Source organism: Acidithiobacillus acidisediminis (genome assembly GCF_023277115.1).
Lineage (GTDB): Bacteria > Pseudomonadota > Gammaproteobacteria > Acidithiobacillales > Acidithiobacillaceae > Igneacidithiobacillus > Igneacidithiobacillus acidisediminis.
In genome coordinates, this window is sequence record NZ_JALQCS010000001.1 from 773,356 (window position 1) to 797,500 (window position 24,145).

Genomic DNA, 24,145 nt, shown 5'->3' on the forward strand with positions numbered 1-24,145 from the left:
GTATGGCGCGTCTGCGCATCACCGAGATCTTTCACAGCTTGCAGGGTGAAACCAGCGCCATGGGCCGCCCTGCCACTTTTGTGCGGCTTACCGGTTGTCCGCTGCGTTGCCAGTACTGTGACAGTGCCTATGCCTTCCACGGCGGTGCGTGGATGGAGGTGGAGGAAATCTTGGCGCGTGTCGAAGAGCGGCCGAATCAGCTGGTGGTGGTCACGGGCGGTGAGCCCCTGGCGCAACCAGCGGTACACGAGCTGCTCCGCATCCTCTGCGACCGCGGGCGTGAGGTCTTTCTGGAAACCAGTGGGGCCTTGTCGGTGCAGGCAGTGGATCCGCGCGTGGTGAAGATTCTCGACATCAAAACACCAGGTTCTGTGGAAGAAGCAAAAAACCTCTGGGAAAATTTGCACTATCTCAGCCATGAGGATCAGGTAAAATTTGTCTTGTGTCATCGCGCCGACTACGAGTGGGCACGGGATTTTTTGCGTCAGCATCCCCTGCCGGTCGCGGAGGTTCTGTTTTCGCCCAGTTTCGGGCAATTGGATCTCCGTGACCTAGCGGAGTGGATTCTTGCCGACGCCTTACCCGTGCGCCTGCAGGGTCAATTGCATAAGTGGATTTGGGGCGACGTGCCGGGGCACTGAAGGAGACAACTATGGCCAATCAGCAAGCGATTCTCCTGCTGTCCGGTGGTCTGGATTCCACCACCGTCGCTGGCCTGTTGCGGCGTGAAGGTCGGGTTATCCATGCCTTGTCCTTTGCCTATGGACAACGTCATCAGAACGAGCTCGATTACGCTCGTGCGGTGGCACAGGAATTTCAGGTGGCGAGCCATCGCATCCTGACCATCGATCTCGGTGGTTTAGGTGGGTCGGCGCTCACGGATTCCTCCCTGCAGGTGCCGGAAAGCGGTGTAGAGGAGGGGATCCCGATTACCTATGTGCCAGCCCGCAATACGGTGTTTCTTTCCTATGCCTTGGCGCTGGCCGAGGTGCTGACCGTCCCCGATATTTATGTGGGCGTCAACAGTCAGGATTACAGCGGTTATCCCGACTGTCGACCCGCCTTCATTGAGGCCTTTGCGCGCCTGGCGGCAGTGGCTACCCGCTTGGGTGTGGAGGGCGAGTCGCCCCGGATTCACGCCCCGTTACAGTATCTGCGCAAGGCAGAGATCATCCGCGCTGGTCTGGACGCAGGGGTGGACTATGGCATCACGCGTTCCTGCTACCAGTTGGATGCCGCAGGGCGCTCTTGCGGTCGCTGCGATGCCTGCCGGCTCCGTCTCGCGGCCTTCGCCGAACTGGGTCTGCAGGACCCTGCGCCCTATCGGTAGCTAGAAGGGCGCGTTGCCGAGGGCAAGCCCCAACAAACTCAGCCCCAGCAGAATGAAGATCCCCCCGGTCCATCGCTGGAGTAGATAGCGCGCCCGGGGACCGCGAAGGAAACGCGAGAGTCTGGCGCCGGACGCCGAGTAAATGACATACCAGCTAAATTCGATCACCGCAAAGGTCAGGATCAGTTCCCCGAATTGCAGCCGCAAATTCCCTTGGTAACGCATAAATTGTGGGACCAAGGCGAGGGTGAAGAGAATGGCTTTCGGATTGCTCATTGCCACCAGGAAGCCGGTGCGATAGAGCGTGGTAGCAGCATTTCCCTGGCTGCCTTGCGCACGTTCTGACGGAACTGACGCTGTTTGCGCCTCCTGCAGATCTGCTTGTCGCCAAGCAGTGATTCCCAAATACAACAGATACAGGGCACCGATCACCCGCACCACGGCAAATAGGCGCGGCCAACTTTGCAAGAAGAGCCCTAATCCGGCTACAGAAACGACCATCATCAGGAGCAGCGCGGAAAAACAACCGAACATGGTTGCTACCGAGCGCCCAAGGCCATGAATGGCTCCATGACTCATCAGGAGGAGCATGTTTGGCCCAGGGATTCCGGAGATCACCAGCACCGTCAGGACGTAGAGCAACCAAAGGTGCAATGTCATACTGCGCCTGCCGTTCCTGCATCAGAGCGGGAGATGCCTACGCTCAGTGTGACCAAGCGGGCTGACTGTCCTCTCCGGCGCCATGCAAAATGGCCAGGGTACGCCCATCGACACTCGCCTCGGCGAGAACCTTGCGGCCGCCACGATGGGTGCCGTAAATCACCATTTCTCCATTATCGGCAAAGCTGGGATGATCACAGTTGCCCTGCGCATCCAGTACGCGCAGACCACCGCCATCGGCATTCATGACCGCCACGGCATACACCCCACCGCTGCGATGAATGAAGGCGATATGTTGACCATTGGGGGAATATGCGGGGCTGGCATTGTAGTTCCCACTATAGCTGATACGATGCTGCCCGCCGCCCTGCGGATTCATGACAAAGATCTGCGGCCCACCATCGCGGTCGGAGACAAAGGCGATCTGTCCGCCGTTGGGGGACCAGCTTGGCGAAGTATTGATGCTGCCGCCGCGGGTCAACTGATGGCGTTGACCGGTCGCCAGGTCCACCGTGAAGATGTTGGTTTGCCCGTCCTGCGAGCGCGCATAGGCAAGTTCCTGGCCGTTCGGCGAAAAACTGGGCGCGCTGACAATCTGGCCTCCCGGAGCAATGGCCTGGCGTGTGCCAGTGGCGAGGTTCTGCACAAAGATGGTGGCGCGGGAATCGACATAGGTGACATAGGCCACCCGTCGGTTATCCGGCGACCAGACGGGGGAGAGCAGGGGCATACGACCTTGCACGACCACGTGCGGATTCCAGCCATCCGACTCCGCAACGATCAACGAATACTCCGGACCCACCTGCCGCACATAGGCGATGCGGCTGGCAAAGGGACCGGGTTTCCCGGTGAAGGCCTGGTAGATCACATCGGCAACATGATGTGCGGTCATGTGCAATTCCGCTGGCGAACAGCTAAAGCGCTTTGCCACCAACTCTTGCCCGGTACTGACGTTGTAGACATAGACCGTAACCGCATAGCCCTGTGCAGTTCGTTGCACTGCGCCTAGCGCAAGACCGGTCGCGCCAATGCCGGTCCAGGCATTGGCCTGTACCGCACTTGGGGCTTGCGGATCACTGGGATAGCTGGCGGGATTCAAGACCTTGAACAGACCACTGTGACTCAGATCCGCGCGTACCACCTCGGCCACCGTGGGTTGGCCCGCGATCCCTGGGCCAAAAGAGGGGATGGCGATGGGCAAGGCGCTGGATACGCTCTTGGTAACCTGGACTGTCAGGGCTGCTTCACTAGGCAGAACGAAGGCCAGAGAGAACAAGCCTAGCAGAACGATGGCAATACGCTTATGCATGGTTGAGATCCTCGGCATTGAATTTGATCACGACGCTTTTGAAGGCACTGTAGGGTAGACCAATGGGCGGAACGAAAGGTGCCGCGGCTTCGACGGCGCGAATGACCGCTTGGTCGAAGGCCGGGTTACCACTGCCACTGACAACGCGCGGTTGGCCGATGATGCTCCCAGTGGGGGTAAGTTCGATCGCCACCTCGCAATTCAGGGATGCCGCAAAGGTGGTATCCCAGGCACGGTAGACCCGCCGTTGGATCTTTTGCCCGAAGAGGGCCTCCAGGCGTTGGTTCTCCGCTGCCTGTTGCGCCTTGGCAGCGGCCAGATTGGCCTCCGCCTGGGCCTTTGCCTGGGCCTCCAGTTGCTGCTGCAGCGCCTTGGCACGCGCCGCCTGGGCGGCTTTCGCAGCCTCCGCGGCGAGCTGCCTTTTTACCGCCGCCGCGCGCTGCTCTGCGGCCTTCTGCGCTGCTGCCTTGGCTGCTGCTTCAGCGGCTGCACGCTCTTGCGCCGCCTTTTGCTCCGCCGCCTTTTCTGCCGCTGCCTTTTGTCGGGCAGCCGCCCGCTCTTCTGCGGCTTTTTGCGCTGCCGCTGCCTTTTGCGTAGCAGCGCGACGTGCGGCAAGCTCCTGCGCATGTTTTTCGGCCGCCGCTCGTTCTGCCGTCAACTTCGCTGCCGCCATCTGCTGCTGCTTTTCTACTTGTGCCGGCGTGGGCTTTGCCGGTACCGGCTTCGGTGCAGGAACGGGCGGTTTTGGTGCTGGCTTCGGTACCGGCTGCGGCTTTACCGCCGGAACGGGCTTTGGCGCTGGCGCAGGTTGGGGCGCAGGTGTGGGGGTTGGAGTGGGCATCGCCGCTTCCAGGGTTGCCTGCATTGCTGGGTGCCCGGCCCCCGGAATATTCACGTGAAAGGTCCAAAACAACGCGACCAACACGGCCACATTGAGGACGATGGCAAGAATCAGGGGGAGTATGCGTGGGTGGTCTTTCAATGGTGTTCCGGACGAGTTAGGAGCCCCACGTGCGAGATCCCGGCTTGCTGCAGGGCGGCCATGACGGCCATGACCTTGCCATAGTCGGCGTGGGCGTCACCGCCCACCAGCACCTGCATTTGCGCCGGGTCGCCGTGGCCGACCTTTTTCACGGTGCTGCCAAGATCCTGCAGCGTCGGACGCATATGCTCGTCTTTATATTGCAGCGCGAGCCGGCCATCCTTGGCCACGGAAATGACGATCGGCGGGGTTTTGTCTGGCACGGGTTTGCTTACGCCCTTGGGCAGGTTGACATTGACGCCTTGGGTGAGCAGTGGCGCGGAGAGCATGAAAATCACCAACAGCACCAGGGAAACGTCGATGTAGGGTACGACGTTCATCTCGGCCAATAGGCGGCGGCGTTTCATACTTTGCTCTCGGGTAACTGACGGTGCAGGATGTTGGTGAACTCATCCATGAAGACCTCATAATGCGCATCGAGTTCATCCAGGCGATGGATGAAGCGGTTATAGAAGAAGGTTGCGGGGATAGCGGCGAAGAGCCCGGCGAGGGTGGCAATCAGGGCCTCGGCGACGGGCGGTGCCACCGCGGCCAGGGTGGCCTGTTGCGCCATGCCAATGTTCATGAAGGTGGTCATGATGCCCCAGACGGTTCCGAGCAGGCCAACGAAGGGTGCCACGGAAGAAATCGAGGCAAGCAGGGGAAGATTGCTCTCCAACTGACCAACTTCGCGAATCTGGGCGCCGCGCATGGCGCGCCGTGCCGCATCCAAGGCATCACTGGGGCGTCCCTTCCGCTGCCGTTGAAACTCCTCATAGCCAGCACAAAAAATGTTGCCTGCGCCAATCTCCAGCTGTGGATTGTTACTCACATGCTGGTAGATCTGCGCCATCTCCCCACCGCTCCAGAAGCGTTTTTCAAAGCGCTTCAGTGCTCGGTGCGCACTCGAAAATACCAACCCTTTCTGAAAGATCACGAACCAGGAGACCACCGAGGCGATCAGTAACAGCAGCAAGATACCCTGCACCACCGGGCTGGCGTGCAAGATCAGGTGGCTCAGGGAGAGATGTTGAGAAGAAGCTACGGCAGTGCTGTCCATGGGATCTCGCGTTTAAGGGTTGGGGAAAAAAGCCTGTACGACATGTTTAGGGATGGGTGCTGGACGAAAATTCTCTGCTTTCAGGCAGACCACTTCGACTTCTCCATAGCAGAGCAGTCGGTCGGCACAAAAGATGTTCTGGGAGAAGTGCATGCGCAGGGGGCGAACGGCACTGATCAGGGTCTCGATGCGCAGATGCTGATTGAAACGCGCTGGCGCACGAAAGTCGAGGCTGGCGCGGCGAACGGCAAAAATCACGCCGTCCTCTTCCTCCAGTCGATCCAATTCCAATCCCCTATCGCGCAGCATCTCGGTACGAGCGCGCTCCATGAAGCGCAAATAATTGGCATGATATACCACGCCGCCATGATCCGTATCTTCATAATATACGCGCACGGCAAATTGGCTGCGCGAGCCCACATCAACCGCCATCGAAAAGACTCCCGGATTGCCCGGATTCGGGCCGTGGCAGACCGAGCGCCAAATAACTCTGGGCGGTGGCGCAGCGGCCGCGCGGGGTGCGAATCAGATATCCAGATTGAATGAGAAAGGGTTCCAACACATCCTCGATGGTGCCGCGATCTTCCCCCAGGGCGGCAGCCAGACTCTCCACGCCTACCGGACCACCAGCGAAGCGTTCAATGATGATGCCGAGGAGGCGACGATCCTGCGGATCGAAGCCATGTTCGTCTACCTCCATCAACTCCAAAGCTGCACGTGCTGTAGCATGATCGATCGTTCCATCGCCACGCACCTGGGCGTAGTCCCGGACTCGGCGCAGCAGCCGATTGGCAATACGCGGCGTGCCGCGGGCGCGGGCGGCGATCTCCGCCACGCCCTCGCGCACGGCGGGTACCTGTAGGATGCTGGCAGAACGGGCCACGATCCGACTCAGCTCGTCGACACTGTAGAATTCCAGGTGAAAGCTGATGCCGAAGCGGTCCCGCAAGGGCGAAGAGAGAAGCCCGGCGCGGGTGGTGGCACCAATCAGGGTAAAGGGAGGCAGGCCAATCTTGATGGAGCGCGCGGAGGGTCCTTCCCCAATGAGGATGTCGAGCTCGAAGTCCTCGAGGGCGGGATAGAGGATTTCCTCCACCACCGGACTCAAGCGATGGATTTCATCGACAAAAAGGACATCGTGGGGCTGCAGATTGGTGAGAATGGCGGCGAGGTCTCCCGCCTTGTCGAGAATCGGCCCAGAGGTTACTTTGAGTCCCGCACCCATCTCTTGGGCGATGACGTGCGCCAGCGTTGTCTTGCCCAATCCCGGGGGGCCAAAAAGCAGCACATGATCCAAGGCTTCCTGCCGCTGCCGCGCCGCGTCGATGAACAGAGACAGGGACTCGCGCAGACGTTCCTGGCCCAGATAATCCTGCAACAGGCGCGGGCGCAGGGCGTGATCGATCTTGTCGCCGGTTTGTTCCTGAGAACTGAGGTTGTCGCGGCTCATGGCGCTGGGAGTGACCATCCGATATCAAGTTCCATCTAGCGGCGGGCGAGAATCTGCAGGGTCTGGCGAATCAATTCCTCCAGCGGGAGATCCCCGGGCAGTTTCTCTACTGCGCGTTGCGCTTCCACCGGCTTATAGCCGAGACTCTGCAGGGCGGCAATGGCTTCCGTGCGCGGATCGTCGCTGCTCGGGCCCGGTGGAAAGGCAGATCTCGCATCACCAATCTTGTCCTGTAATTCCACGATCATCCGTTCTGCGGTTTTGACCCCAATGCCCGGAATGGCCGTGAGTCGCTTTTTGTCCCCCAGCAGCAGGGCCTGACGCAGTTGTCCCGCCTCCAGGCCCGCCAAACAGGCCAGGGCCACCTTGCCGCCAATACCATTGACCTTGATCAGAAGACGAAAAAGATCCCGCTCGTCGAGAGTCAAAAAACCATACAACAGCTGGGCATCTTCGCGCACCACAAAATGGGTGAAGATTTGCAAAGCGCTTCCTTCGGCCGGAAGCTGGTAGAAGCTGGAGAGGGGCATTTCGACTTCATAGCCAACCCCAGAGACTTCCAGCCACAGCCAAGGCGGGCGGCGTTGAAGGATCTTGCCCTGTAAACTGGTGATCATGGTCTCGCAACCTCCGCGGCGTGCCAGAAGTTCTGCGTTCTCTGACTATGCGCATGACAGATGGCGCATGCCAGGGCATCAGCGGCATCGGCTTGCAGGCTGTCGTCGACCCGCAGAAGTCGGCGCACCATCTGCTCTACCTGAGTCTTGTCGGCATGACCGGCGCCCACAGTGGCCTTCTTGATTTGCAATGCGCTGTACTCGGCTATGGGGAGTTCGCGCTCCAGCAGGGCCACCAGTGCTGCGCCCCGCGCTTGCCCCAATTTCAGCGCAGAATCGGCATTGCGAGCCAGGAAAACTTGCTCGATTGCGGCAGCATGGGGTGCAAATTCCCGCAGAACTTCCCCCAGTTTGCGGTGGATGGCCCCAATCCGCTCCAGAAAGGGTTGTCTGGACACGTTGATACAGCCATGCGCGACGTGGCGTAGACGCCCCGAGGCATCGGTTTCGATGATGCCAAAGCCCGTGCGTAGGGAACCGGGATCGATTCCGATGATGCGCTGCATGGATGCTGGAGGATGTCGATGGGGCTGGGAATTAAGAAGCTGCGGCTTCCTCCAGACGTGCCATTTCTGCCTCGCTCAACTCATAATTGGCATAAACGTTCTGCACGTCATCGTTTTCTTCCAGAAATTCGATCAGGCGCAAGAGCTTTTCCGCTTCTTCTCCACTGACTTCAATCGTATTTTCCGGAATCATGGTGATTTCACTCTCCTCCGGCATCAAGCCGGCCGCTTCCAGCGCGGCAGCGACTGCGTGGAGGTCGGTGGCAGCAGTGTAGACAACAATTCGCTCTCCTTCATTGAGCACATCTTCCGCCCCTGCCTCTAATGCCGCCTCAAGAATACGGTCCTCGTCGGCATCACCGGGAAAGGTGATCAGCCCCTGTTTCTTGAATTGATAGGCTACCGAACCGGCGGTGCCCATATTGCCGCCACGTTTGGAAAAGATATGACGAATCTCGGCCACGGTGCGCACCTTGTTATCCGTCATGGTTTCTACCAGTATGGCCACCCCACCGGGGCCGTAGCCCTCGTAGGTCACTTCCTCATAGTCGACGCCTTCCAGCTCTCCCGTACCGCGCTTGACGGCACGCTCGACGGTATCCTTGGTCATGTTGGCCGCGTAGGCCTTGTCCAGTGCCAAGCGCAAACGGGAGTTGCTGCCAGGATCCCCGCCGCCGGCTCGGGCTGCCACGGTAATTTCGCGAATCAGGCGGGTGAAAACCTTGCCGCGCTTGGCATCCTTCAATGCCTTCTTGAATTTGATGGTGGACCATTTGCTATGTCCAGACATAGACCACTCCTTGCAACGCTAAAGCAACTGATTCTGGTGATATTTCGGCATGATACCGCAAACGCCGCAGTAGCGTCATGCCAAGGTGGCGATGGCGCTGCGGGTAGCACCGAGGATTTCGGCGGCGTCGGCGTCCGGATGAAAGTGCAAGGGTACACCGTAGCGGAGCAGAGGGTGCTGGCGTCGCAGCCAAGTATGCAGATCCGATGGATACTGACGAGCGGCGACGATGCGCGCGGGAACGACGGGTGCGGCACTTTCTCGTACCAGCCAGGCCAGACCTTTTTGCATGCCCTTGCGACTGATGCCTCCCTCCGGAAAAATCCCCAGTACCCGACCCGCCCGCAGCAGCCGCCGTGCTTGTAATAGCCCGCGCAGGTCGCGCCCATCGCGACGCACGGGAATACAAGCCGATAAATCCAGCCAGGGGCGCAGCCAGCGTTGCTCGTAGTACTCCTGCGCGACCAGGAAAGAGATCAGGCGTTGATTGCTGGCAACCAGCAGCAGCGGATCGAGAACCGACAAATGATTGCAGGCGATGATTACCGGGCCTGATGCCGGCACGGTGCTGGCGTCCCAGCGCGCTCCTTGATATTGCCGTGCATAACACAGAATCGCTCGATGCAGGACACGCTGCGATACCGTCCAGTCACCGCGTTGATCCGCCGCCGCGCCGCCAAGGGTGGTGCTCAGGATTGCTCCAGCATCCGTCGCAAGGCCACGCGCGCCTCTACCGCCGTCTGTTCCGGAACGCGGATGACATTACGCGGACGACCAGCGAGCAGTTCTTCCAGAGTGATGGCCAGTTGCTCCGGATCAATGCGGAACATCGTGGAACACATGCAGACCAAGGGTGACATGAACTCGACCGTCTTGCCCTCGCTGCGCACCTCCTCCGCCAGTCGGGTGACGAGATTGATCTCTGTTCCGACCAGCCACTGGCTACCTGGCTCTGCCGCCTTCACGGTTTTCAGGATAAAGTCAGTGGAGCCCACATAATCGGCCATGGCGCACACTTCGTAGGCGGCCTCGGGATGGGCGATCACCTTGCCGGTGGGGTGTGCGGCGCGCCAGCGCTCGATGTGAATGGGCTGGAACATTTGATGGACCGAGCAGTGTCCTTTCCAGAGCAAGATTTTGGCTTGGCGGATCTGTTCAGGCGTCAGGCCGCCGAGGGGGAGATCAGGGTCCCAGACCGGCATCTCCTGCAGGGGAATGCCGAGTTGATGACCCGTCCAGCGCCCCAGATGCTGGTCGGGGAAAAAGAACGCCTTGGGGCGTTGACGAAAGCCCCATTCCAGAATCTTGCGCGCATTCGAGGAAGTGCAGACGGTGCCCCCGGTGCGGCCACAAAAGGCCTTAATTTCGGCACTGGAATTGACGTACGTAACGGGTGTGACCTCGCTATCGGGGTCGAGAACGCTACGCAGTTCCCCCCAGGCGCGTTCCACCTGCGCGATATTGGCCATGTCGGCCATGGCGCAGCCCGCCTGCAGGTCGGGCAGAATGCTTTTCTGTTCAGGGCGACTGAGGATATCCGCGACCTCGGCCATGAAATGTACACCACAGAAGACGATGTATTCTGCATCCAGAGCCGCCGCCGCGCGCGACAACTGCAGGGAATCGCCGTGAAAATCAGCGTGGCGATAGACCTCTTCCCGTTGATAATGATGTCCCAGAATCACTACCCGCTGCCCCAGGGCCGCCTTGGCGACGCGAATCCGCGTGTCCAGTTCTGCTGCTCCAATGTCGCTGCGTCCATGGAAGTGTAGGGTTTCCACGCTCATTGTCGGCTGCCTCCTCTACTCTGTCCCATTCCTGCAAGCTAAGAGGCAAGACGCCCGGCGTCAAGGGTTCCAAACAAGCGAATAATGGCATTGCGGTTGGTCCAGGAGCCACAACGCGCTGCCGCCTCTGGGGGCGACAGCCAAGCGAAGGCACAGTGCTCGCTGGGGCGCAGCTGCGGCGCCTCTGGCTGCGTCAGAAGCAGGGTAAAGATGCGCTCTTCGTTTTCCAAGACACCGGGGGCATAGCGTTCCGCCCAAGGTGGAACGATGGGAAAGCGATTGCGCACCCCCGTATCGACCAATGCCGTGGCGGAAAATCCCGTTTCTTCGGCCAATTCACGGACAGCAGCAGCGTGCCAATCCTCCCCGGCTTCCAGACTGCCGGTAACGGATTGCCAAAAGCCCTCCGGACGCACCCGTTCGAGCAGCAGCACCTGCTCTGCCGTATGCACCAGGACGAGAACGGATTTAGGAATTTTGTACGCCATCTCCCAGTCCTGGGCGCAGCCGGATACCGAGTTCCTGCAACTGGCGCTCGGCCACTGGGCTCGGCGCTGCAGTCAGCAGGCAGCCAGCCTTTTGGGTTTTCGGGAAGGCAATGACATCACGGATGGTATCGCTGCCACTCATCAACATGACCAGACGATCCAGCCCAAAGGCTATGCCGCCGTGGGGGGGCGCGCCAAAGCGCAGGGCATCAAGGAGAAAAGCAAATTTGTCACGGGCCTCCTCGCGCCCGATACCCAAGGCAGCAAAGACCTCTTCCTGCACCTCATGGCGGTGAATACGAATGCTGCCGCCACCAATCTCGTTGCCGTTCAGCACCAGGTCATAGGCGCGCGCCAGGGCGTGTTCCGGGTCCGAGCGCAGGGCATCCAGGTCGGTGGATTGTGGCGCGGTGAAGGGGTGATGGGTCGAGGTCCAACGCCCTTCCTTGTCGTCGTAATCGAACATCGGAAAATCGGTGATCCAGACCGGTTTCCAATGGCCTTGCAAGAGGTTCAGGTCGGCGGCGATCCGGTTGCGCAGATTGCCGAGGGCCTCATTGACGACTTTCGCGCTGTCGGCACCAAAGAACAGAATATCGCCATCGACAGCAGCACTGCGCTGCAAAATTTGCTGCAACACCTCTTCAGGCAAGAACTTGACGATGGGGGACTGCAAACCAGCACTACCTTCGGCAATCTGGTTGACCTTGATCCAGGCCAAGCCCTTGGCGCCGTAGATCGCTACGAATTCGGTGTAGGTGTCGATTTGCGCGCGGCTGAGACTGGCGCCGCCCGGTATCCGCAGGCAGGCAACCCGGCCACGCGGCGCGTCGGCGGCGGCACGAAAGACCTTGAAATCAACGTCGCGCATCAGGTCCGTCAGTTCCGTGAGCTCCAGGGGATTGCGCAGATCGGGCCGGTCTACCCCGAAGCGCCGGATGGCCTCGGCGTAGCTCAGGTGCGGGAATGGATCGGGCAACTCTACCTGTAGGACGTCGCGGAAAAGGTTGCGAATCATCGGCTCGGCGAGGGCCATCACGTCCTTTTCTTCGACAAAGGAAAGCTCGATGTCGATCTGGGTGAATTCCGGCTGCCGATCGGCGCGCAAGTCCTCGTCGCGGAAGCACTTGGTAATCTGATAGTAGCGATCGAGGCCGGCCACCATGAGCAGCTGCTTGAACAACTGGGGGCTTTGCGGGAGCGCAAAAAACTGCCCAGGCTGAGTGCGTGAGGGCACCAGATAGTCGCGCGCGCCCTCGGGAGTCGAGCGCGTCAGTACCGGGGTTTCCACATCCACACAGCCAGCGTCATTTAAGAACTTGCGTACGAAGCTGGTGACCTGATGGCGCAGGCGTAGGTTCTGTACCATGCGCGGTCGCCGTAGATCGAGATAGCGATATTGCAGGCGCAGGTTTTCCGCAATGCCATCCTCGTCGAGGGGAAAGGGCAAGGCATCCGCACGGCTGAGAATCTCGATTTCCTGCGCCAGGATTTCCACGGCCCCACTGGGGAGATGGGAGTTTTCCGTGCCTGCAGGACGGCGACGTACCCGACCGATGACGCGCAGCACAAATTCCGAGCGGCATTCCTCCGCCAAGGAAAAGGCCGTCGGGCGATCTGGATCAACCACGACCTGCACAACACCCTCGCGATCGCGCAAATCGAGAAAAATGACGCCGCCGTGGTCCCGTCGCCGCTGTACCCAGGCACAGAGGGTAACGACTTTGTCGATTTCTCGCTCGTTGATCTGATTGCAATAGTGACTGCGCATATCAAGCATATCCTGGCCATGAAAAGGGCCCCGCAGGGCCCGCTAATGGTGTATCGACGCGCTCTCTACGTCAATGACAGGCGCAGCTGCCACCCGCGCACGGCGGCGTTGCCTGTGGTGCCTTCTCCTCGGTCTTGGCGGCCTTGCTGGATCCTTTGAAATCGGTCTCATACCAGCCGCTACCCTTCAGGGCAAAGCCGCCAGCACTCAATTGCCGCTCCAATCCGGCTTTGCCGCAGGCTGGGCAATCCACCAAGCGCGCATCAGACATTTTTTGCTCGACACTGAGGCTGTGCCCGCAATCTTTGCATACGTACTCATACGTTGGCATGGTCATCACTCCTAATGCTGTACCAATCGGCGTACTATTATAAGTATGTGCTCACGCTTGCCAATCCAAGAGTCTGGCAGCCGGATCACCATTGTTTTCATCACCAGGGGTAAGACATCTTGTTTGGCGCCGATATTCATGCAGCGTTACGCACCTTGATTGCGCTGCTGGCGATTTTGAATCCCATCGGGGCAATCCCGATCTTCATCGCCTTGACCAATGACGAAAGCCCGGAACAGCGCTTGCAGACAGCCAAGATTGCGGCCCGTGCCGTCACCGTCGTATTGCTGATCGTCGCCTTTCTGGGCGAGTACATCCTGAACTTTTTCGGGATCAGTATCGCCGCCTTTCAGGTGGCTGGTGGGATGGTGTTGATGCTGCTCGCCTTCAACATGCTGCAAGGCAAGTCCGGTGGACGCTACAAACATACCCCAGAAGAGGCCGCAGAAGGCATGCAGAAAGAGGCGGTCGCCGTAGTGCCTCTCGCTATCCCGCTGCTGGCGGGCCCAGGAACCATGGTGACCGTCATCATTGCCCATGATCGCAGCGACTCCTGGTTGGCGAGTGGACTGCTCGTGGTCGATATCCTCATCATCAGCGTGGTCGCCTATGCGGCGCTGCGTCTTGCGGAGCCACTCACCAAGCGCCTCGGCGTAACGGGAATCAATATCTCCACGCGAATTTTTGGTCTGATCCTTGCGGCTATCGCCGTCACCTTTCTCGCCAATGGCCTATCGACCCTCTTTCCTGGTTTGCACAGCAGCATCAGCCCATAAGCAGATCTGAGGTATCGATTAGTTGCCGCTGTTGGTCAACGGGCAGTCTGCCTGTTTACAATGTGCGGTCATGTGAAAGAAGTCGGAATCCGTTGGACGCCTGGGTGGCACGCTTTTCAAGCACGAGCTGATCAGCGCAGGGCTTGTCCAATGGACAGATGACCGAGGTACGCCTGCGAGCTCTGGAGAGATCGCGGCTGTTTTTGACGGAGTACGACGATAAGCGCGCAAATACGACAAAAAGAGGAGCAGCTACAGGAGCTGTCAGCACAATATGATTGGCCTGCGGTCGAATATGACGAATCGCTGACCGCGTCAGGGGCGATCTTGCGGCGCCTGGACGTGGACAAGCTCCGGGCCGAGTTGTGGTTACCCATCGCTTGGGATGCGGATAGCGCCGAGGTCATCGCCTGTACGCCTGACGACCCGGCATTGCTGGCAAGGATTCGCTCGACCCTGGGGGTCGACGATTTGCGCTTCCGCGTCGCCATCCCCGCAGACCTGGTCCGTTTGATCGAAAACAGCGCCGATTTGAATGGGCATTTTCCGGTCAATGGAGGTCGCACCCCCTTGGCCAAAGTGCGGACCTACCTGGCAGGGCAGCGGACGCAATACTCTACCCAACGCACTCGATTTGCACGTAGCCGCACGGGGCTTGCCTTGGCACGCACCGGCCTGACCTTTGTCAGTATTGCCGTCGCCTTTCTGCGTCTATTTGGTGGCGGTACCCTACTGCTTTTTGAAATTCCGCTCCTCGTGCTCGGTATGCTCGCTATCATCGATGGCATAGTCTGGTATTGGCCGGCGCGACACGAGTCTCGGCGAATCAAGGAATATCTGCCCTATGCGGTACCAGAAGAATATTCCGCCCTCGATGTCACGGATCCCGGAGGTTCCTTGAATTTTCAACGCAGCCCGATTGTCCCCGGTGCTGCCGCGTTACGGCAAAATTGGGATGCCCTGTCACCGGTTGAGAGACGGCGTTTTCTTGCCAATGATCGTACAGATCTTGCCGAGGAGCGCACTATTCTTGCCTATCTACGCGTAATGATGGCGAAGGCGCGCACCGGTCTTGCCTTTGCCCGTACGGGTGTTGCCTTTGCCGGTATCGGCATCGGCTTCGTGCGCAAATTTCCTCCTGGACCGTGGTCCGTCTTCGATTGGAGCCTGATCCTCATCGGTACCTTGATGCTCATCGAGGGATTTCTTTGGTACCGTCCTGGTCGCTCTGCTGGCAATCAGGCCTTAGATGCCGTGCGCAGCAAACTCGACAAAATGGGCCCGTGGGACCGCATCTTTCCTTCCCTGTGCCTCTATGCGCGCGGTATTGATCCGCGACTCGAGGCGCATGCTACGGTCGCCAGGCCAGGGGTCTACGCGACCACTGGTCTCGCCTGGGAACGCACCACCCTGGCAGACAAACGCAACACCATGTCTAGGCTGCGTACAATCATGGCCCGTGCGCGCACCGGGATGGCGTTCATTCGTACCGGTTTCAGCGTCATGACCGTGGGTGCGGGCCTCTTCGTATATTTCCACTTCGCAGGTCATGTGGATGTGCTGTGGACCATTTTCGATCTGGTCTTGGTCGTCACCGGCCTGTATCTGATTGCGGATGGTCTGCATTGGTATCTACCTGCGGAAAAAATCAAACGCCGTTCGCACTATGTCGATGAGAGTTTTGAAATCGCCGACGCTGACTACAGCCTGCCCCAGAGCGTCTGGAAGCGCACCCACTATCGCTATGACAACTGAAGCATCCTCTCCCTACGTTGCCCTGGTCGAGGCGGGCAAGCTCAGTCAGGCCACCCTGGAATGGGCTGATGCCAGCGCCAAGCGGCGCCGTGTGCTCCTCGAGCGGATACTCTTAAAAGACCTTGAGCTGGCGCGCTGTGATGTACTCGAGGCATTGTCGCGTCATTATGGCTGCGCTTTTCTTCAGTATGACGAGCGTTTGCCTGTGTCCAGCGAACTGTTTGCCGGGCTGGATCCCAAGCTCCTGCGGGAGTCTGGCTGGTTTCCCGTGCGACAACTCGACGATACCGTCGTCGTAGCCGCTGCGGATCCCAGCGATGAGCAGATGCGCGCAGACGTGCGACGGTTGCTGCCGGCAGCGAAATACGAATTCCGCGTCGCTCTGTGGGAAGATATTCGCTGGTACACCCAGGATTATCTCCATGCCGAAGCCTCTGTATTGATTGGCATTGAGCGCACCGGGCTGGCCTATTGGCGCAATACCATGGCGCATTGGCGTACCAAGCTTGCCGCGCACCGCACAGCGCATGCGCGCGCGCGCACTTCCATGAAACTATTGCGTTGGGGCTTGACCATGGTGGCTATATCCAGCGTGTTGACGCATGTTTCCCACGATTCGCTGGCTGCGTATCGTCTGTGGATATTGTTTGTGGGTATCACGTTAGCCCTCGTGGGCTTGCTGGATTATCTCAAGGTGCGGCAAGCGCGCATGGATCTGCCTTGTCAAAGTGCGCTGATCGATATTACTACCGAAAATATTCGCTTTACCGAGCGCTATCATCTCTCCGACGCACCGGTGGAACCTGAGGACAAATCTCCCCTGGCTAAACTTGCAGCAGCGATTCCACAGCATTGCTCGGTCCTCCGGCCCGTGCCAGCCAGCAAGGAACGTACGCATTTGGCACGGGAGCGCAATATGTTGGCGGCACAGCGTACCATTGCGTCCAGTCACCGCACCTCTTACGCGCGTGCCAGAACAGGGTTGTCTCTGATTCGTACCGGCGTCGCTTTTGTCGGTCTAGGGATTGCCATGCATAAACTGCTGAACGCTAGTTCCTACAGCTTTACGGACTATGTGCTGATTGGTGCAGGATGTTTGATGTTTCTTGATGGTCTCTTATGGTATTTGCCCGTACGGCGGCTAAAATACGGTATCGGCCGCGACATCAAACCATAAAAAAGGTGGCCAAACCGCGACCACCTCAAGCGGGCTGAGAAAGCCTGGAATCAGGGTTTTACGTAATTAAAGCCGTGGGACTCGAGCTGCATGATCCGCACGATCCCTGCGGGTACGATAACCACTGACGGATCGAGGGGCGGCAGGTGCCCAGTTTTCTTCTTGAACTGCTCCATACTGTTATGGCAGACATCAAACTCCACACCCTCGGCGTTGATGGCGGCAATCCGCGATGCGACGGGGCTCTTTGGTAGGTACATTTTGATACCCGAACCGAAAGCCACGATGACGACCTGCACTTGTTCTTGACCAAAATAATTCAGAAGATTTTGCGCGTTGTTCAAGGTCAGGTTCCAGCGGGCCGGATTGTCCTGGCTCACCTGAATCACCACATGGTACTTGGCGAAGGGATGCTTATGAATAAACATGGGCTTGGCGAAATCGAAATCGTGGAGCATGGATACATTCGCCCATGCAGGACTGCTTCCCAGGGCGAGGAGCAGAGACGCACCGACGGTCACGATCAGACGACGAAGCAGGGAAGCGTGTGGCATTTTGAGACTCCTTGGCATCTAGAAGGCGATCATAGCCTGGAGGGCGAAAACATTATCGACCGATCGGGAAACACTCTCGCTGGTCGGGTTGGGGTGGGGAACGCCCAGGGTGCGGAAATAATAGCCCGCCATGACTTTGGTCAGCGGCGTAAAGTGATACTGCACGCCTAAAGCATAGGTCTTGAAGATACGATTTTGGGCAGGATTGTTCGGCAATCGGTTGTAGTAGTCATACCGGAGATTGACCTCGATGTTTTTGGTCAGAAACAGGCCAGCTTCCGCCATGTAGCCCCAGGCCCTATTACTGATCCCAGGGTATAACTGCGTTTGGTAGAGGGGCGCCGCTAGGTCTGCAGCCTTGCTGAATGCTGCGGGGGCATCGATCCAACCATTACCGTGAATATATTCAAATCGCAGTTGCCGACCCCACGGGTGCATATAGCCCTGCAGATACTGCAGGTCAGCGCCATAGCGATTCATGTCGTAGTTCACGCCATCCCAGCGTGGCGCGGCGTGCTGATACCAGATGCCGCCCTGGATATCGCTGCGAAAAGGTCCTTTCCCGCCAAGAATGTAGGCTTCCTGCAAGCGCACCGCTTCCATCGGCTCGTTGGATTGATTTCCCGCCGCTACCGTGCCGTACATACCTAGCATGGCGCCATAGGCAAATTCCCAGGGACCATTGCGAAACCAATCAAAGACCATGGCACCCGGATACCGGTATCCGTTGGCCCCCAGATTTTGTGTTCCGGGGATCAGGTATCCCGCTGGCGTGTCCTTGTTCAGGTAAGCAGAATTGAACATTGGCTGGTTCATCAATTGGTTGATGACAGTGGAACTGAGCACAAAGTTGTAGGTCATGAATCCTTGCATCGCACCTTCGGCGCTCGGTGCACGAATCAAACCGACCTCTACTCGTGCTCCAGGTAGATAGCTGAAGGTCACATGTCCATCAATCAGTGCCGGCTGGTAGCCGCCGCGGACACGGGTGACCCCGTTATCGCCAAACTCTCCAGCGACAAAATACGAAATCTCAGGGTTTAGGTTGCCGCGAAACATGATGCGCGCGCGCAGGATTCCCGCCGTGGTATTTTGGCTAAAATCGGGACCGATCAGATTGATGTGCGGAACCTCATGCAGCAAATTATCCTCAACGCCCGGTTGCGCCCAAACGGTAGGCTCAATGAAGCCCGATATACCAAATAGCGGGGCCGTTGGCGGTGAGATTCCCTGTAACGCAAACCAGTTGGCTGCGTTGGCATCTTGCGCATTAAATAGAGTCGCGCTCAATATCGCGACTGCCAATCCGGATCTCGCTAAACGTCTTGCTGTTTTCATTGATCACCCCAAAGGTTGTTCTGTGTGGCGGAAGTTTTAAAAGCAACACCCGTGCCAGAACATCTTGGTTCAGAAAATCAGATTGTTAATGGTGATATCAATGCGCGTCGGATAAATGCTTGGCCGTATTTGCGCGATCTCGTGCAATGGATTGTTCTCGCTGGAACATGGAGGAAATCGTACAAAGTTATCGGTATTTTTCGAGGTGCCAGCGCGTTTGCAGAGTGCGGGGAGCAGTCCATCTTCGCCTGACTCGGTTCCAATGATACCATCGTCCCCCAATGTCCGGACGGAAAGCCACATGGATTACGCGTCAGCAATCGACCAATTGCAGCTGGGAGCTGCCGACATTCTCCCAGAAAATGCCCTCGCTACGGTCCTCCGGCGAGCGGAAGAAGAGAAGCGCCCTCTGCGCATCAAGCTGGGCATGGATCCCACCGCGCCAGATCTGCACCTTGGGCACACCGTGCTGCTACACAAGGCGCGGCAGTTCCAGGATCTCGGTCATGAGCTGCTATTCATCGTTGGCGATTTCACCGCACGGATTGGCGACCCCACCGGCAAGAACGCGACACGTCCCCCACTGAGCCCTGAGGAAGTTGCCGCCAACGCGCAGACCTACCGCGAGCAGATTTTTCGCATTCTCAACCCCGAGCGCACGCAAGTTCTCTTCAACTCCCAATGGCTGGACTGCATGCGCCCGGCAGAGCTGATCCAGCTCGCGGCGCAAAGCACGGTCGCGCGCATGCTGGAGCGCGATGATTTCAGCAAGCGCTACGCCAGCGGCGAACCCATCGCCATCCACGAGTTTCTCTACCCCCTACTGCAGGGCTACGATTCGGTCGCGATCCGGGCCGATATCGAGCTCGGTGGTACTGATCAACGCTTCAACCTGCTCATGGGGCGAGAACTGCAGCGTGTGCGCGGGCAAGCCCAACAGCTCGTCTTCCTGATGCCTATCCTCGAGGGACTCGATGGCGTACAGAAGATGTCCAAGTCCCTTGGCAATTATATCGCCGTGCAAGATCCGCCAGCGGAGATCTTTGGCAAACTCATGTCCATCTCCGACACCTTGATGTGGCGCTATTTTTCCCTCCTCTCGCGACGTGCTCCAGCGGAGCAGAAACAATGGCAACGTGAGGCAGAGGATGGCCAACGTAACCCGCGCGATTGCAAGCTCGACTTGGCGGAAGAATTGGTGGATCGCTTCAGTGGTTCGGGATCTGGCCAACAGGCGCGCGCAGATTTCCTCGCCCGCTTCCAGCGCCATGAGCGGCCGGAAAATCTGCCGGTTCAATGCCTCTCGCTGGACGTGCCCTTCACTATTCCCCGAGTTTTACAGGCCCTGGGCTGGGTGCGCAGTAGTAGCGAGGGCATGCGCAAGCTGCGCGAGGGGGCGGTACGTCTGGGCGATGCGCGAATGGAGGACACCGATTTCCTCTTGGAGGCGGGGGAAGAGTATCTGCTCCAGTACGGTAAGCGCCACTTTGCCCGAATCCTTTTATCAGCGACGCAGGATGCTTCCCATGAAGGATGAAGCAGAGTTCTACTCCTATTGTCTGCCACTACTGGATGGCCGTGAACAATGCCTGAAAGACTTTGCGGGACAGGTGCTACTCATCGTCAATACCGCCAGTCTCTGTGGATTTACGCCGCAATATCAGGGATTGCAAACGTTATATGAGCGTTACCGGACGCAGGGCTTTTCCGTCCTCGCCTTCCCGTGTAACCAGTTTGCGCATCAAGAACCGGGGAACGCCGACGCCATCGGCGATGTCTGCTATGGACGCTTCGCAGTCAGTTTCCCGGTCTTCGCCAAGCTCGACGTCAATGGCCCACAGGCGCATCCCCTTTTCCAGTACCTCAAAACAAGCAAGCCGGGCTGGCTTGGACCGCGCATCAGTTGGAACTTCACCAAGTTCCTCATCGATCGCAGCGGTACCCCGCGTCGGCGCTATTCACCCCGCGTAACGCCGCAGAAGATCGCCCCGGCCATCGAGGCCCTTTTGCAGGGCCGTTAACGGTTTCTTCGCAGTGGTGTTGACACCCCTCTGCGCCTGCGTATAATGCGCCCTCACCACGCAGCATTGGTGCTGCAGCGGAAGCCGAAAGGCTCCCATTTGTTCTTTCCCAACCGAGTGGAGATGTGTGGGGTTTAGGCCCTAAGCGTTGTGTAGATTTTTGATTTGGGAGTATCGAGTGTGAGCTTGGTGCGATCTGATCGGGGGTTTGCATGGCGTGAAGTTTTGAGAATTGTTGGATTGAACGTAAGAGTTTGATCCTGGCTCAGATTGAACGCTGGCGGCATGCCTAACACATGCAAGTCGAACGGCAGCACGGGCTTCGGCCTGGTGGCGAGTGGCGGACGGGTGAGTAAAGCGTAGGAACCTATCCTTTTGTGGGGGACAACCCAGGGAAACTTGGGCTAATACCGCATAAGTCCTGAGGGAGAAAGCGGGGGATCTTCGGACCTCGTGCTGAGGGAGGGGCCTACGTCCGATTAGCTAGTTGGTAGGGTAAAGGCCTACCAAGGCGACGATCGGTAGCTGGTCTGAGAGGACGATCAGCCACACTGGGACTGAGACACGGCCCAGACTCCTACGGGAGGCAGCAGTGGGGAATTTTTCGCAATGGGGGCAACCCTGACGAAGCAATGCCGCGTGAATGAAGAAGGCCTTCGGGTTGTAAAGTTCTTTCGTGGGAGACGAAAAGGCAAGCGCTAATATCGTTTGCTGTTGACGTGAACCCAAGAAGAAGCACCGGCTAACTCCGTGCCAGCAGCCGCGGTAATACGGAGGGTGCGAGCGTTAATCGGAATCACTGGGCGTAAAGGGCGCGTAGGCGGTTAGTTACGTCTGCCGTGAAATCCCCGGGCTCAACCTGGGAATGGCGGTGGAAACGGGCTGACTAGAGTATGGGAGAGGGTGATGGAATTCCAGGTGTAGCGGTGAAATGCGTAGAGATCTGGAGGAACATCAGTGGCGAAGGCGGTCACCTGGCCCAATACTGACGCTGAGGCGCGAAAGCGTGGGGAGCAAACAGGATTAGATACCCTGGTAGTCCACGCCCTAAACGATGGATACTAGATGTTTGGTGCCTTAGGTGCTGAGTGTCGTAGCTAACGTGATAAGTATCCCGCCTGGGAAGTACGGCCGCAAGGTTAAAACTCAAAGGAATTGACGGGGGCCCGCACAAGCGGTGGAGCATGTGGTTTAATTCGATGCAACGCGCAGAACCTTACCTGGGCTTGACATGGTAGGAATCCTGCAGAGATGCGGGAGTGCCTTCGGGAACCTACACACAGGTGCTGCATGGCTGTCGTCAGCTCGTGTCGTGAGATGTTGGGTTAAGTCCCGCAACGAGCGCAACCCTTGTTCCTAGTTGCCAGCGGTTCGGCCGGGCACTCTAGGGAGACTGCCGGTGACAAACCGGAGGAAGGTGGGGATGACGTCAAGTCCTCATGGCCTTTATGTCCAGGGCTACACACGTGCTACAATGGCGCGTACAGAGGGAAGCGAGACCGCGAGGTGGAGCAGACCCCAGAAAGCGCGCCGTAGTTCGGATTGCAGTCTGCAACTCGACTGCATGAAGTCGGAATCGCTAGTAATCGCGGATCAGCATGCCGCGGTGAATACGTTCCCGGGCCTTGTACACACCGCCCGTCACACCATGGGAGTGGATTGTACCAGAAGCAGCTAGCCTAACCTTCGGGGGGGCGGTTACCACGGTATGGTTCATGACTGGGGTGAAGTCGTAACAAGGTAGCCGTAGGGGAACCTGCGGCTGGATCACCTCCTTTAAAGAGACAGGGTACTAGACCCCACACACGCCACTCGGTAGAGAGACTTGGGCCTATAGCTCAGCTGGCTAGAGCACACGACTGATAATCGTGAGGTCAGTGGTTCGAGTCCACTTGGGCCCACCAAATGGGGCTGTAGCTCAGCTGGGAGAGCACCTGCTTTGCAAGCAGGGGGTCACCGGTTCGATCCCGGTCAGCTCCACCAGATTGCTGGTGGGGAGATCTATCCCGAGAGGGGTAGATAGGAGTAGGGAAGGGTAGAGGGAGAGAAGTAGGGTAGGTAGTGGAGAAGAGATGGATTGTCTCTTGTGCACTGCGTACCGGAAGGTGCGAAGTATTGTTCTTTTACAACAGAAGAAGGGAAGGCCCGTTGCCAGGTTCTGGGACTTGGTAGCGATTCTGCAAGGTATTGCGGGATATATGGTCAAGTGAATAAGGGCATACGGTGGATGCCTTGGCGGAAACAGGCGATGAAGGACGTGGATACCTGCGAAAAGCCTCGGGGAGTTGGTAAACGAGCTGTGATCCGAGGATGTCCGAATGGGGAAACCCGGCCCGTAAGGGTCATTGCTGATGGAATACATAGAGTCAGCAAAGCGAACGCGGTGAACTGAAACATCTCAGTAGCTGCAGGAACAGAAATCAACCGAGATTCCCGTAGTAGCGGCGAGCGAACCGGGAGCAGCCATCATGATTTAGCAAGAGGCCTAGGAGAACGACCTGGAAAGGTTGGCCGTAGTGGGTGATAGCCCCGTATCCGAAAGGTTTTTTGTGGAACTAGGCATGAGAGAAGTAGGGCGGGACACGTGGAATCCTGTCTGAAGATGGGGGGACCATCCTCCAAGGCTAAATACTCGTTTCCGACCGATAGTGAACCAGTACCGTGAGGGAAAGGCGAAAAGAACCCCGGAGAGGGGAGTGAAATAGATCCTGAAACCGTATGCCTACAAGCAGTGGGAGCCCCTTAGGGGGTGACTGCGTACCTTTTGTATCATGGGTCAGCGACTTACTTTCTGTGGCGAGCTTAACCGAAGAGGGGAGGCGTAGGGAAACCGAGTCTGAATAGGGCGACAGTCGCAGGGAGTAGACCCGAAACCGGACGATCTATCCATGGTCAGGATGAAGGTGGGGTAATACCTACTGGAGGTCCGAACCCACGCCCGTTGAAAAGGTCGGGGATGAACTGTGGATAGGAGTGAAAGGCTAAACAAGTCCGGAGATAGCTGGTTCTCCTCGAAAGCTATTGAGGTAGCGCGTCGCATATAACTGCCGGGGGTAGAGCACTGTTACGGCTAGGGGGCTGTCACGGCTTACCAAACCGTTGCAAACTCCGAATACCGGCAAGTTGAGTGCGGCAGACAGACGGCGGGTGCTAACGTCCGTCGTCAAGAGGGATGAAAACCCAGACCGCCAGCTAAGGTCCCCAAATATGGCTCAGTGGGAAACGATGTGGGAAGGCACAGACAGCTAGGAGGTTGGCTTAGAAGCAGCCACCCTTTAAAGAAAGCGTAATAGCTCACTAGTCGAGTCGGCCTGCGCGGAAGATTTACCGGGGCTCAAGCCATATACCGAAGCTGCGGGTGCACTTTTAGGAGTGCGCGGTAGAGGAGCGTTCGGTAAGCCAGT

Annotated in this window: 25 protein-coding genes, 2 tRNA genes and 2 rRNA genes (1 of these 29 cut by a window edge); 12 read left to right on the top strand and 17 right to left on the bottom strand. The window is 58.2% G+C overall.

The features are described 5' to 3' along the window. The first annotated feature begins 2 nt into the window (after positions 1-2). Complete coding sequence (queE, locus tag M5D89_RS03895) at positions 3-641, top strand: 7-carboxy-7-deazaguanine synthase QueE (RefSeq protein WP_248884554.1); 639 nt, start codon at positions 3-5, stop codon at positions 639-641. Between the two features lie 11 nt (positions 642-652). Continuing rightward, positions 653-1,330 (top strand): 7-cyano-7-deazaguanine synthase QueC, encoded by a 678-nt coding sequence (queC, locus tag M5D89_RS03900; protein ID WP_248884556.1) that lies wholly within the window; start codon positions 653-655, stop codon positions 1,328-1,330. Here queC and M5D89_RS03905 read toward each other — a convergent pair whose 3' ends face one another. From M5D89_RS03905 to M5D89_RS03975, 15 genes are all read right to left on the bottom strand, one after another. Further along, complete coding sequence (locus M5D89_RS03905) at positions 1,331-1,990, bottom strand: LysE family translocator (protein WP_248884557.1); 660 nt, start codon at positions 1,988-1,990, stop codon at positions 1,331-1,333. Between the two features lie 43 nt (positions 1,991-2,033). After that, on the bottom strand, positions 2,034-3,299 hold the full coding sequence (gene tolB / locus M5D89_RS03910) for a Tol-Pal system beta propeller repeat protein TolB (protein WP_248884559.1): 1,266 nt from the start codon (positions 3,297-3,299) through the stop codon (positions 2,034-2,036). Next, the gene (gene tolA / locus M5D89_RS03915) at positions 3,292-4,281 is read right to left on the bottom strand and encodes a cell envelope integrity protein TolA (RefSeq protein ID WP_248884561.1); all 990 of its coding nucleotides are present in this window, start codon (positions 4,279-4,281) and stop codon (positions 3,292-3,294) included. The genes tolB and tolA overlap by 8 nt, the downstream gene beginning before the upstream one ends. Further along, the gene (gene tolR, locus M5D89_RS03920) at positions 4,278-4,688 is read right to left on the bottom strand and encodes a protein TolR (RefSeq protein ID WP_248884562.1); all 411 of its coding nucleotides are present in this window, start codon (positions 4,686-4,688) and stop codon (positions 4,278-4,280) included. Before tolR ends, tolA begins: the two co-directional genes overlap by 4 nt. Beyond that, on the bottom strand, positions 4,685-5,380 hold the full coding sequence (gene tolQ, locus M5D89_RS03925) for a protein TolQ (RefSeq protein WP_248884564.1): 696 nt from the start codon (positions 5,378-5,380) through the stop codon (positions 4,685-4,687). The genes tolR and tolQ overlap by 4 nt, the downstream gene beginning before the upstream one ends. Positions 5,381-5,392: 12 nt before the next feature. After that, positions 5,393-5,812, bottom strand: coding sequence for a tol-pal system-associated acyl-CoA thioesterase (ybgC, locus tag M5D89_RS03930; RefSeq protein WP_248884565.1), 420 nt, complete (start codon positions 5,810-5,812; stop codon positions 5,393-5,395). After that, entirely contained in the window at positions 5,802-6,848 is a 1,047-nt protein-coding gene (gene ruvB, locus M5D89_RS03935) for a Holliday junction branch migration DNA helicase RuvB (RefSeq protein WP_248884566.1), read from the bottom strand. Before ruvB ends, ybgC begins: the two co-directional genes overlap by 11 nt. A 17-nt stretch (positions 6,849-6,865) precedes the next feature. Next, positions 6,866-7,447, bottom strand: a complete 582-nt coding sequence (gene ruvA, locus M5D89_RS03940) for a Holliday junction branch migration protein RuvA (RefSeq protein ID WP_248884567.1) — start codon at positions 7,445-7,447, stop codon at positions 6,866-6,868. Then, positions 7,444-7,953 (bottom strand): crossover junction endodeoxyribonuclease RuvC, encoded by a 510-nt coding sequence (gene ruvC / locus M5D89_RS03945; RefSeq protein ID WP_248884568.1) that lies wholly within the window; start codon positions 7,951-7,953, stop codon positions 7,444-7,446. Before ruvC ends, ruvA begins: the two co-directional genes overlap by 4 nt. Positions 7,954-7,984: 31 nt before the next feature. Further along, the gene (locus M5D89_RS03950; RefSeq protein ID WP_248884569.1) at positions 7,985-8,743 is read right to left on the bottom strand and encodes a YebC/PmpR family DNA-binding transcriptional regulator; all 759 of its coding nucleotides are present in this window, start codon (positions 8,741-8,743) and stop codon (positions 7,985-7,987) included. A 75-nt stretch (positions 8,744-8,818) separates the two neighbouring features. After that, positions 8,819-9,307 (bottom strand): lysophospholipid acyltransferase family protein, encoded by a 489-nt coding sequence (locus M5D89_RS03955; protein ID WP_248884570.1) that lies wholly within the window; start codon positions 9,305-9,307, stop codon positions 8,819-8,821. A 125-nt stretch (positions 9,308-9,432) separates the two neighbouring features. Then, complete coding sequence (nadA, locus tag M5D89_RS03960; RefSeq protein WP_248884571.1) at positions 9,433-10,530, bottom strand: quinolinate synthase NadA; 1,098 nt, start codon at positions 10,528-10,530, stop codon at positions 9,433-9,435. Positions 10,531-10,568: 38 nt separating this feature from the next. Next, positions 10,569-11,018: a dihydroneopterin triphosphate diphosphatase gene (gene nudB, locus M5D89_RS03965; protein WP_248884572.1), complete on the bottom strand. Its 450-nt coding sequence runs from the start codon at positions 11,016-11,018 to the stop codon at positions 10,569-10,571. Beyond that, entirely contained in the window at positions 10,999-12,789 is a 1,791-nt protein-coding gene (gene aspS / locus M5D89_RS03970; RefSeq protein ID WP_248884573.1) for an aspartate--tRNA ligase, read from the bottom strand. Before aspS ends, nudB begins: the two co-directional genes overlap by 20 nt. Before the next feature lie 70 nt (positions 12,790-12,859). Then, entirely contained in the window at positions 12,860-13,126 is a 267-nt protein-coding gene (locus M5D89_RS03975) for an FmdB family zinc ribbon protein (RefSeq protein WP_346347701.1), read from the bottom strand. Positions 13,127-13,239: 113 nt separating this feature from the next. On the opposite strand from M5D89_RS03975, the gene M5D89_RS03980 reads away from it, so the two are divergent. The 3 genes from M5D89_RS03980 to M5D89_RS03990 all read left to right on the top strand — a co-directional run bounded on the left by M5D89_RS03980 (position 13,240) and on the right by M5D89_RS03990 (position 16,828). Beyond that, positions 13,240-13,896, top strand: a complete 657-nt coding sequence (locus tag M5D89_RS03980; RefSeq protein WP_248884575.1) for a MarC family protein — start codon at positions 13,240-13,242, stop codon at positions 13,894-13,896. Positions 13,897-14,223: 327 nt separating this feature from the next. Continuing rightward, on the top strand, positions 14,224-15,651 hold the full coding sequence (locus M5D89_RS03985; RefSeq protein WP_488796113.1) for a GspE/PulE/PilB domain-containing protein: 1,428 nt from the start codon (positions 14,224-14,226) through the stop codon (positions 15,649-15,651). Next, on the top strand, positions 15,641-16,828 hold the full coding sequence (locus tag M5D89_RS03990; RefSeq protein ID WP_248884576.1) for a GspE/PulE/PilB domain-containing protein: 1,188 nt from the start codon (positions 15,641-15,643) through the stop codon (positions 16,826-16,828). The genes M5D89_RS03985 and M5D89_RS03990 overlap by 11 nt, the downstream gene beginning before the upstream one ends. A gap of 50 nt (positions 16,829-16,878) precedes the next feature. Here the strand turns inward: M5D89_RS03990 and M5D89_RS03995 are convergent, their stop codons facing one another. Next, complete coding sequence (locus M5D89_RS03995) at positions 16,879-17,382, bottom strand: DsrE family protein (protein ID WP_248884577.1); 504 nt, start codon at positions 17,380-17,382, stop codon at positions 16,879-16,881. Between the two features lie 18 nt (positions 17,383-17,400). Further along, positions 17,401-18,720, bottom strand: a complete 1,320-nt coding sequence (locus M5D89_RS04000; RefSeq protein WP_431307146.1) for a porin — start codon at positions 18,718-18,720, stop codon at positions 17,401-17,403. Between the two features lie 24 nt (positions 18,721-18,744). Between M5D89_RS04000 and M5D89_RS04005 the strand changes: the two genes are divergently transcribed. From M5D89_RS04005 to M5D89_RS04035, 7 genes are all read left to right on the top strand, one after another. Next, a complete protein-coding gene (locus M5D89_RS04005) occupies positions 18,745-18,972 on the top strand; it encodes a hypothetical protein (RefSeq protein ID WP_248884579.1) in 228 nt (75 codons plus the stop codon). A gap of 49 nt (positions 18,973-19,021) precedes the next feature. Beyond that, positions 19,022-20,257, top strand: a complete 1,236-nt coding sequence (tyrS, locus tag M5D89_RS04010; RefSeq protein WP_248884580.1) for a tyrosine--tRNA ligase — start codon at positions 19,022-19,024, stop codon at positions 20,255-20,257. Then, positions 20,247-20,741, top strand: coding sequence for a glutathione peroxidase (locus tag M5D89_RS04015; protein ID WP_248884581.1), 495 nt, complete (start codon positions 20,247-20,249; stop codon positions 20,739-20,741). Before tyrS ends, M5D89_RS04015 begins: the two co-directional genes overlap by 11 nt. A gap of 242 nt (positions 20,742-20,983) precedes the next feature. Beyond that, positions 20,984-22,519: ribosomal RNA gene (locus tag M5D89_RS04020) — 16S ribosomal RNA — on the top strand. 49 nt (positions 22,520-22,568) lie between these two features. Further along, a tRNA-Ile gene (locus M5D89_RS04025) sits at positions 22,569-22,645 on the top strand. Between the two features lie 3 nt (positions 22,646-22,648). Then, positions 22,649-22,724 (top strand) — tRNA-Ala (locus M5D89_RS04030). Positions 22,725-22,941: 217 nt separating this feature from the next. Continuing rightward, a 23S ribosomal RNA gene (locus M5D89_RS04035) occupies positions 22,942-24,145 on the top strand; it runs 1,681 nt beyond the window's last position. The 16S and 23S rRNA genes sit together here with 2 tRNA genes alongside, the layout of an rRNA operon.

Bases quoted from the DNA above. Each gene is read 5' to 3' on its own strand.
- queE (WP_248884554.1), top strand. From the start codon at position 3: ATGGCGCGTCTGCGCATCACCGAGATCTTTCACAGCTTGCAGGGTGAA.
- queC (WP_248884556.1), top strand. From the start codon at position 653: ATGGCCAATCAGCAAGCGATTCTCCTGCTGTCCGGTGGTCTGGATTCC.
- M5D89_RS03905 (WP_248884557.1), bottom strand. From the start codon at position 1,990: ATGACATTGCACCTTTGGTTGCTCTACGTCCTGACGGTGCTGGTGATC.
- tolB (WP_248884559.1), bottom strand. From the start codon at position 3,299: ATGCATAAGCGTATTGCCATCGTTCTGCTAGGCTTGTTCTCTCTGGCC.
- tolR (WP_248884562.1), bottom strand. From the start codon at position 4,688: ATGAAACGCCGCCGCCTATTGGCCGAGATGAACGTCGTACCCTACATC.
- tolQ (WP_248884564.1), bottom strand. From the start codon at position 5,380: ATGGACAGCACTGCCGTAGCTTCTTCTCAACATCTCTCCCTGAGCCAC.
- ybgC (WP_248884565.1), bottom strand. From the start codon at position 5,812: ATGGCGGTTGATGTGGGCTCGCGCAGCCAATTTGCCGTGCGCGTATAT.
- ruvB (WP_248884566.1), bottom strand. From the start codon at position 6,848: ATGGTCACTCCCAGCGCCATGAGCCGCGACAACCTCAGTTCTCAGGAA.
- ruvA (WP_248884567.1), bottom strand. From the start codon at position 7,447: ATGATCACCAGTTTACAGGGCAAGATCCTTCAACGCCGCCCGCCTTGG.
- ruvC (WP_248884568.1), bottom strand. From the start codon at position 7,953: ATGCAGCGCATCATCGGAATCGATCCCGGTTCCCTACGCACGGGCTTT.
- M5D89_RS03950 (WP_248884569.1), bottom strand. From the start codon at position 8,743: ATGTCTGGACATAGCAAATGGTCCACCATCAAATTCAAGAAGGCATTG.
- nadA (WP_248884571.1), bottom strand. From the start codon at position 10,530: ATGAGCGTGGAAACCCTACACTTCCATGGACGCAGCGACATTGGAGCA.
- nudB (WP_248884572.1), bottom strand. From the start codon at position 11,018: ATGGCGTACAAAATTCCTAAATCCGTTCTCGTCCTGGTGCATACGGCA.
- aspS (WP_248884573.1), bottom strand. From the start codon at position 12,789: ATGCGCAGTCACTATTGCAATCAGATCAACGAGCGAGAAATCGACAAA.
- M5D89_RS03975 (WP_346347701.1), bottom strand. From the start codon at position 13,126: ATGACCATGCCAACGTATGAGTACGTATGCAAAGATTGCGGGCACAGC.
- M5D89_RS03990 (WP_248884576.1), top strand. From the start codon at position 15,641: ATGACAACTGAAGCATCCTCTCCCTACGTTGCCCTGGTCGAGGCGGGC.
- M5D89_RS03995 (WP_248884577.1), bottom strand. From the start codon at position 17,382: ATGCCACACGCTTCCCTGCTTCGTCGTCTGATCGTGACCGTCGGTGCG.
- M5D89_RS04000 (WP_431307146.1), bottom strand. From the start codon at position 18,720: ATGAAAACAGCAAGACGTTTAGCGAGATCCGGATTGGCAGTCGCGATA.
- tyrS (WP_248884580.1), top strand. From the start codon at position 19,022: ATGGATTACGCGTCAGCAATCGACCAATTGCAGCTGGGAGCTGCCGAC.
- M5D89_RS04015 (WP_248884581.1), top strand. From the start codon at position 20,247: ATGAAGGATGAAGCAGAGTTCTACTCCTATTGTCTGCCACTACTGGAT.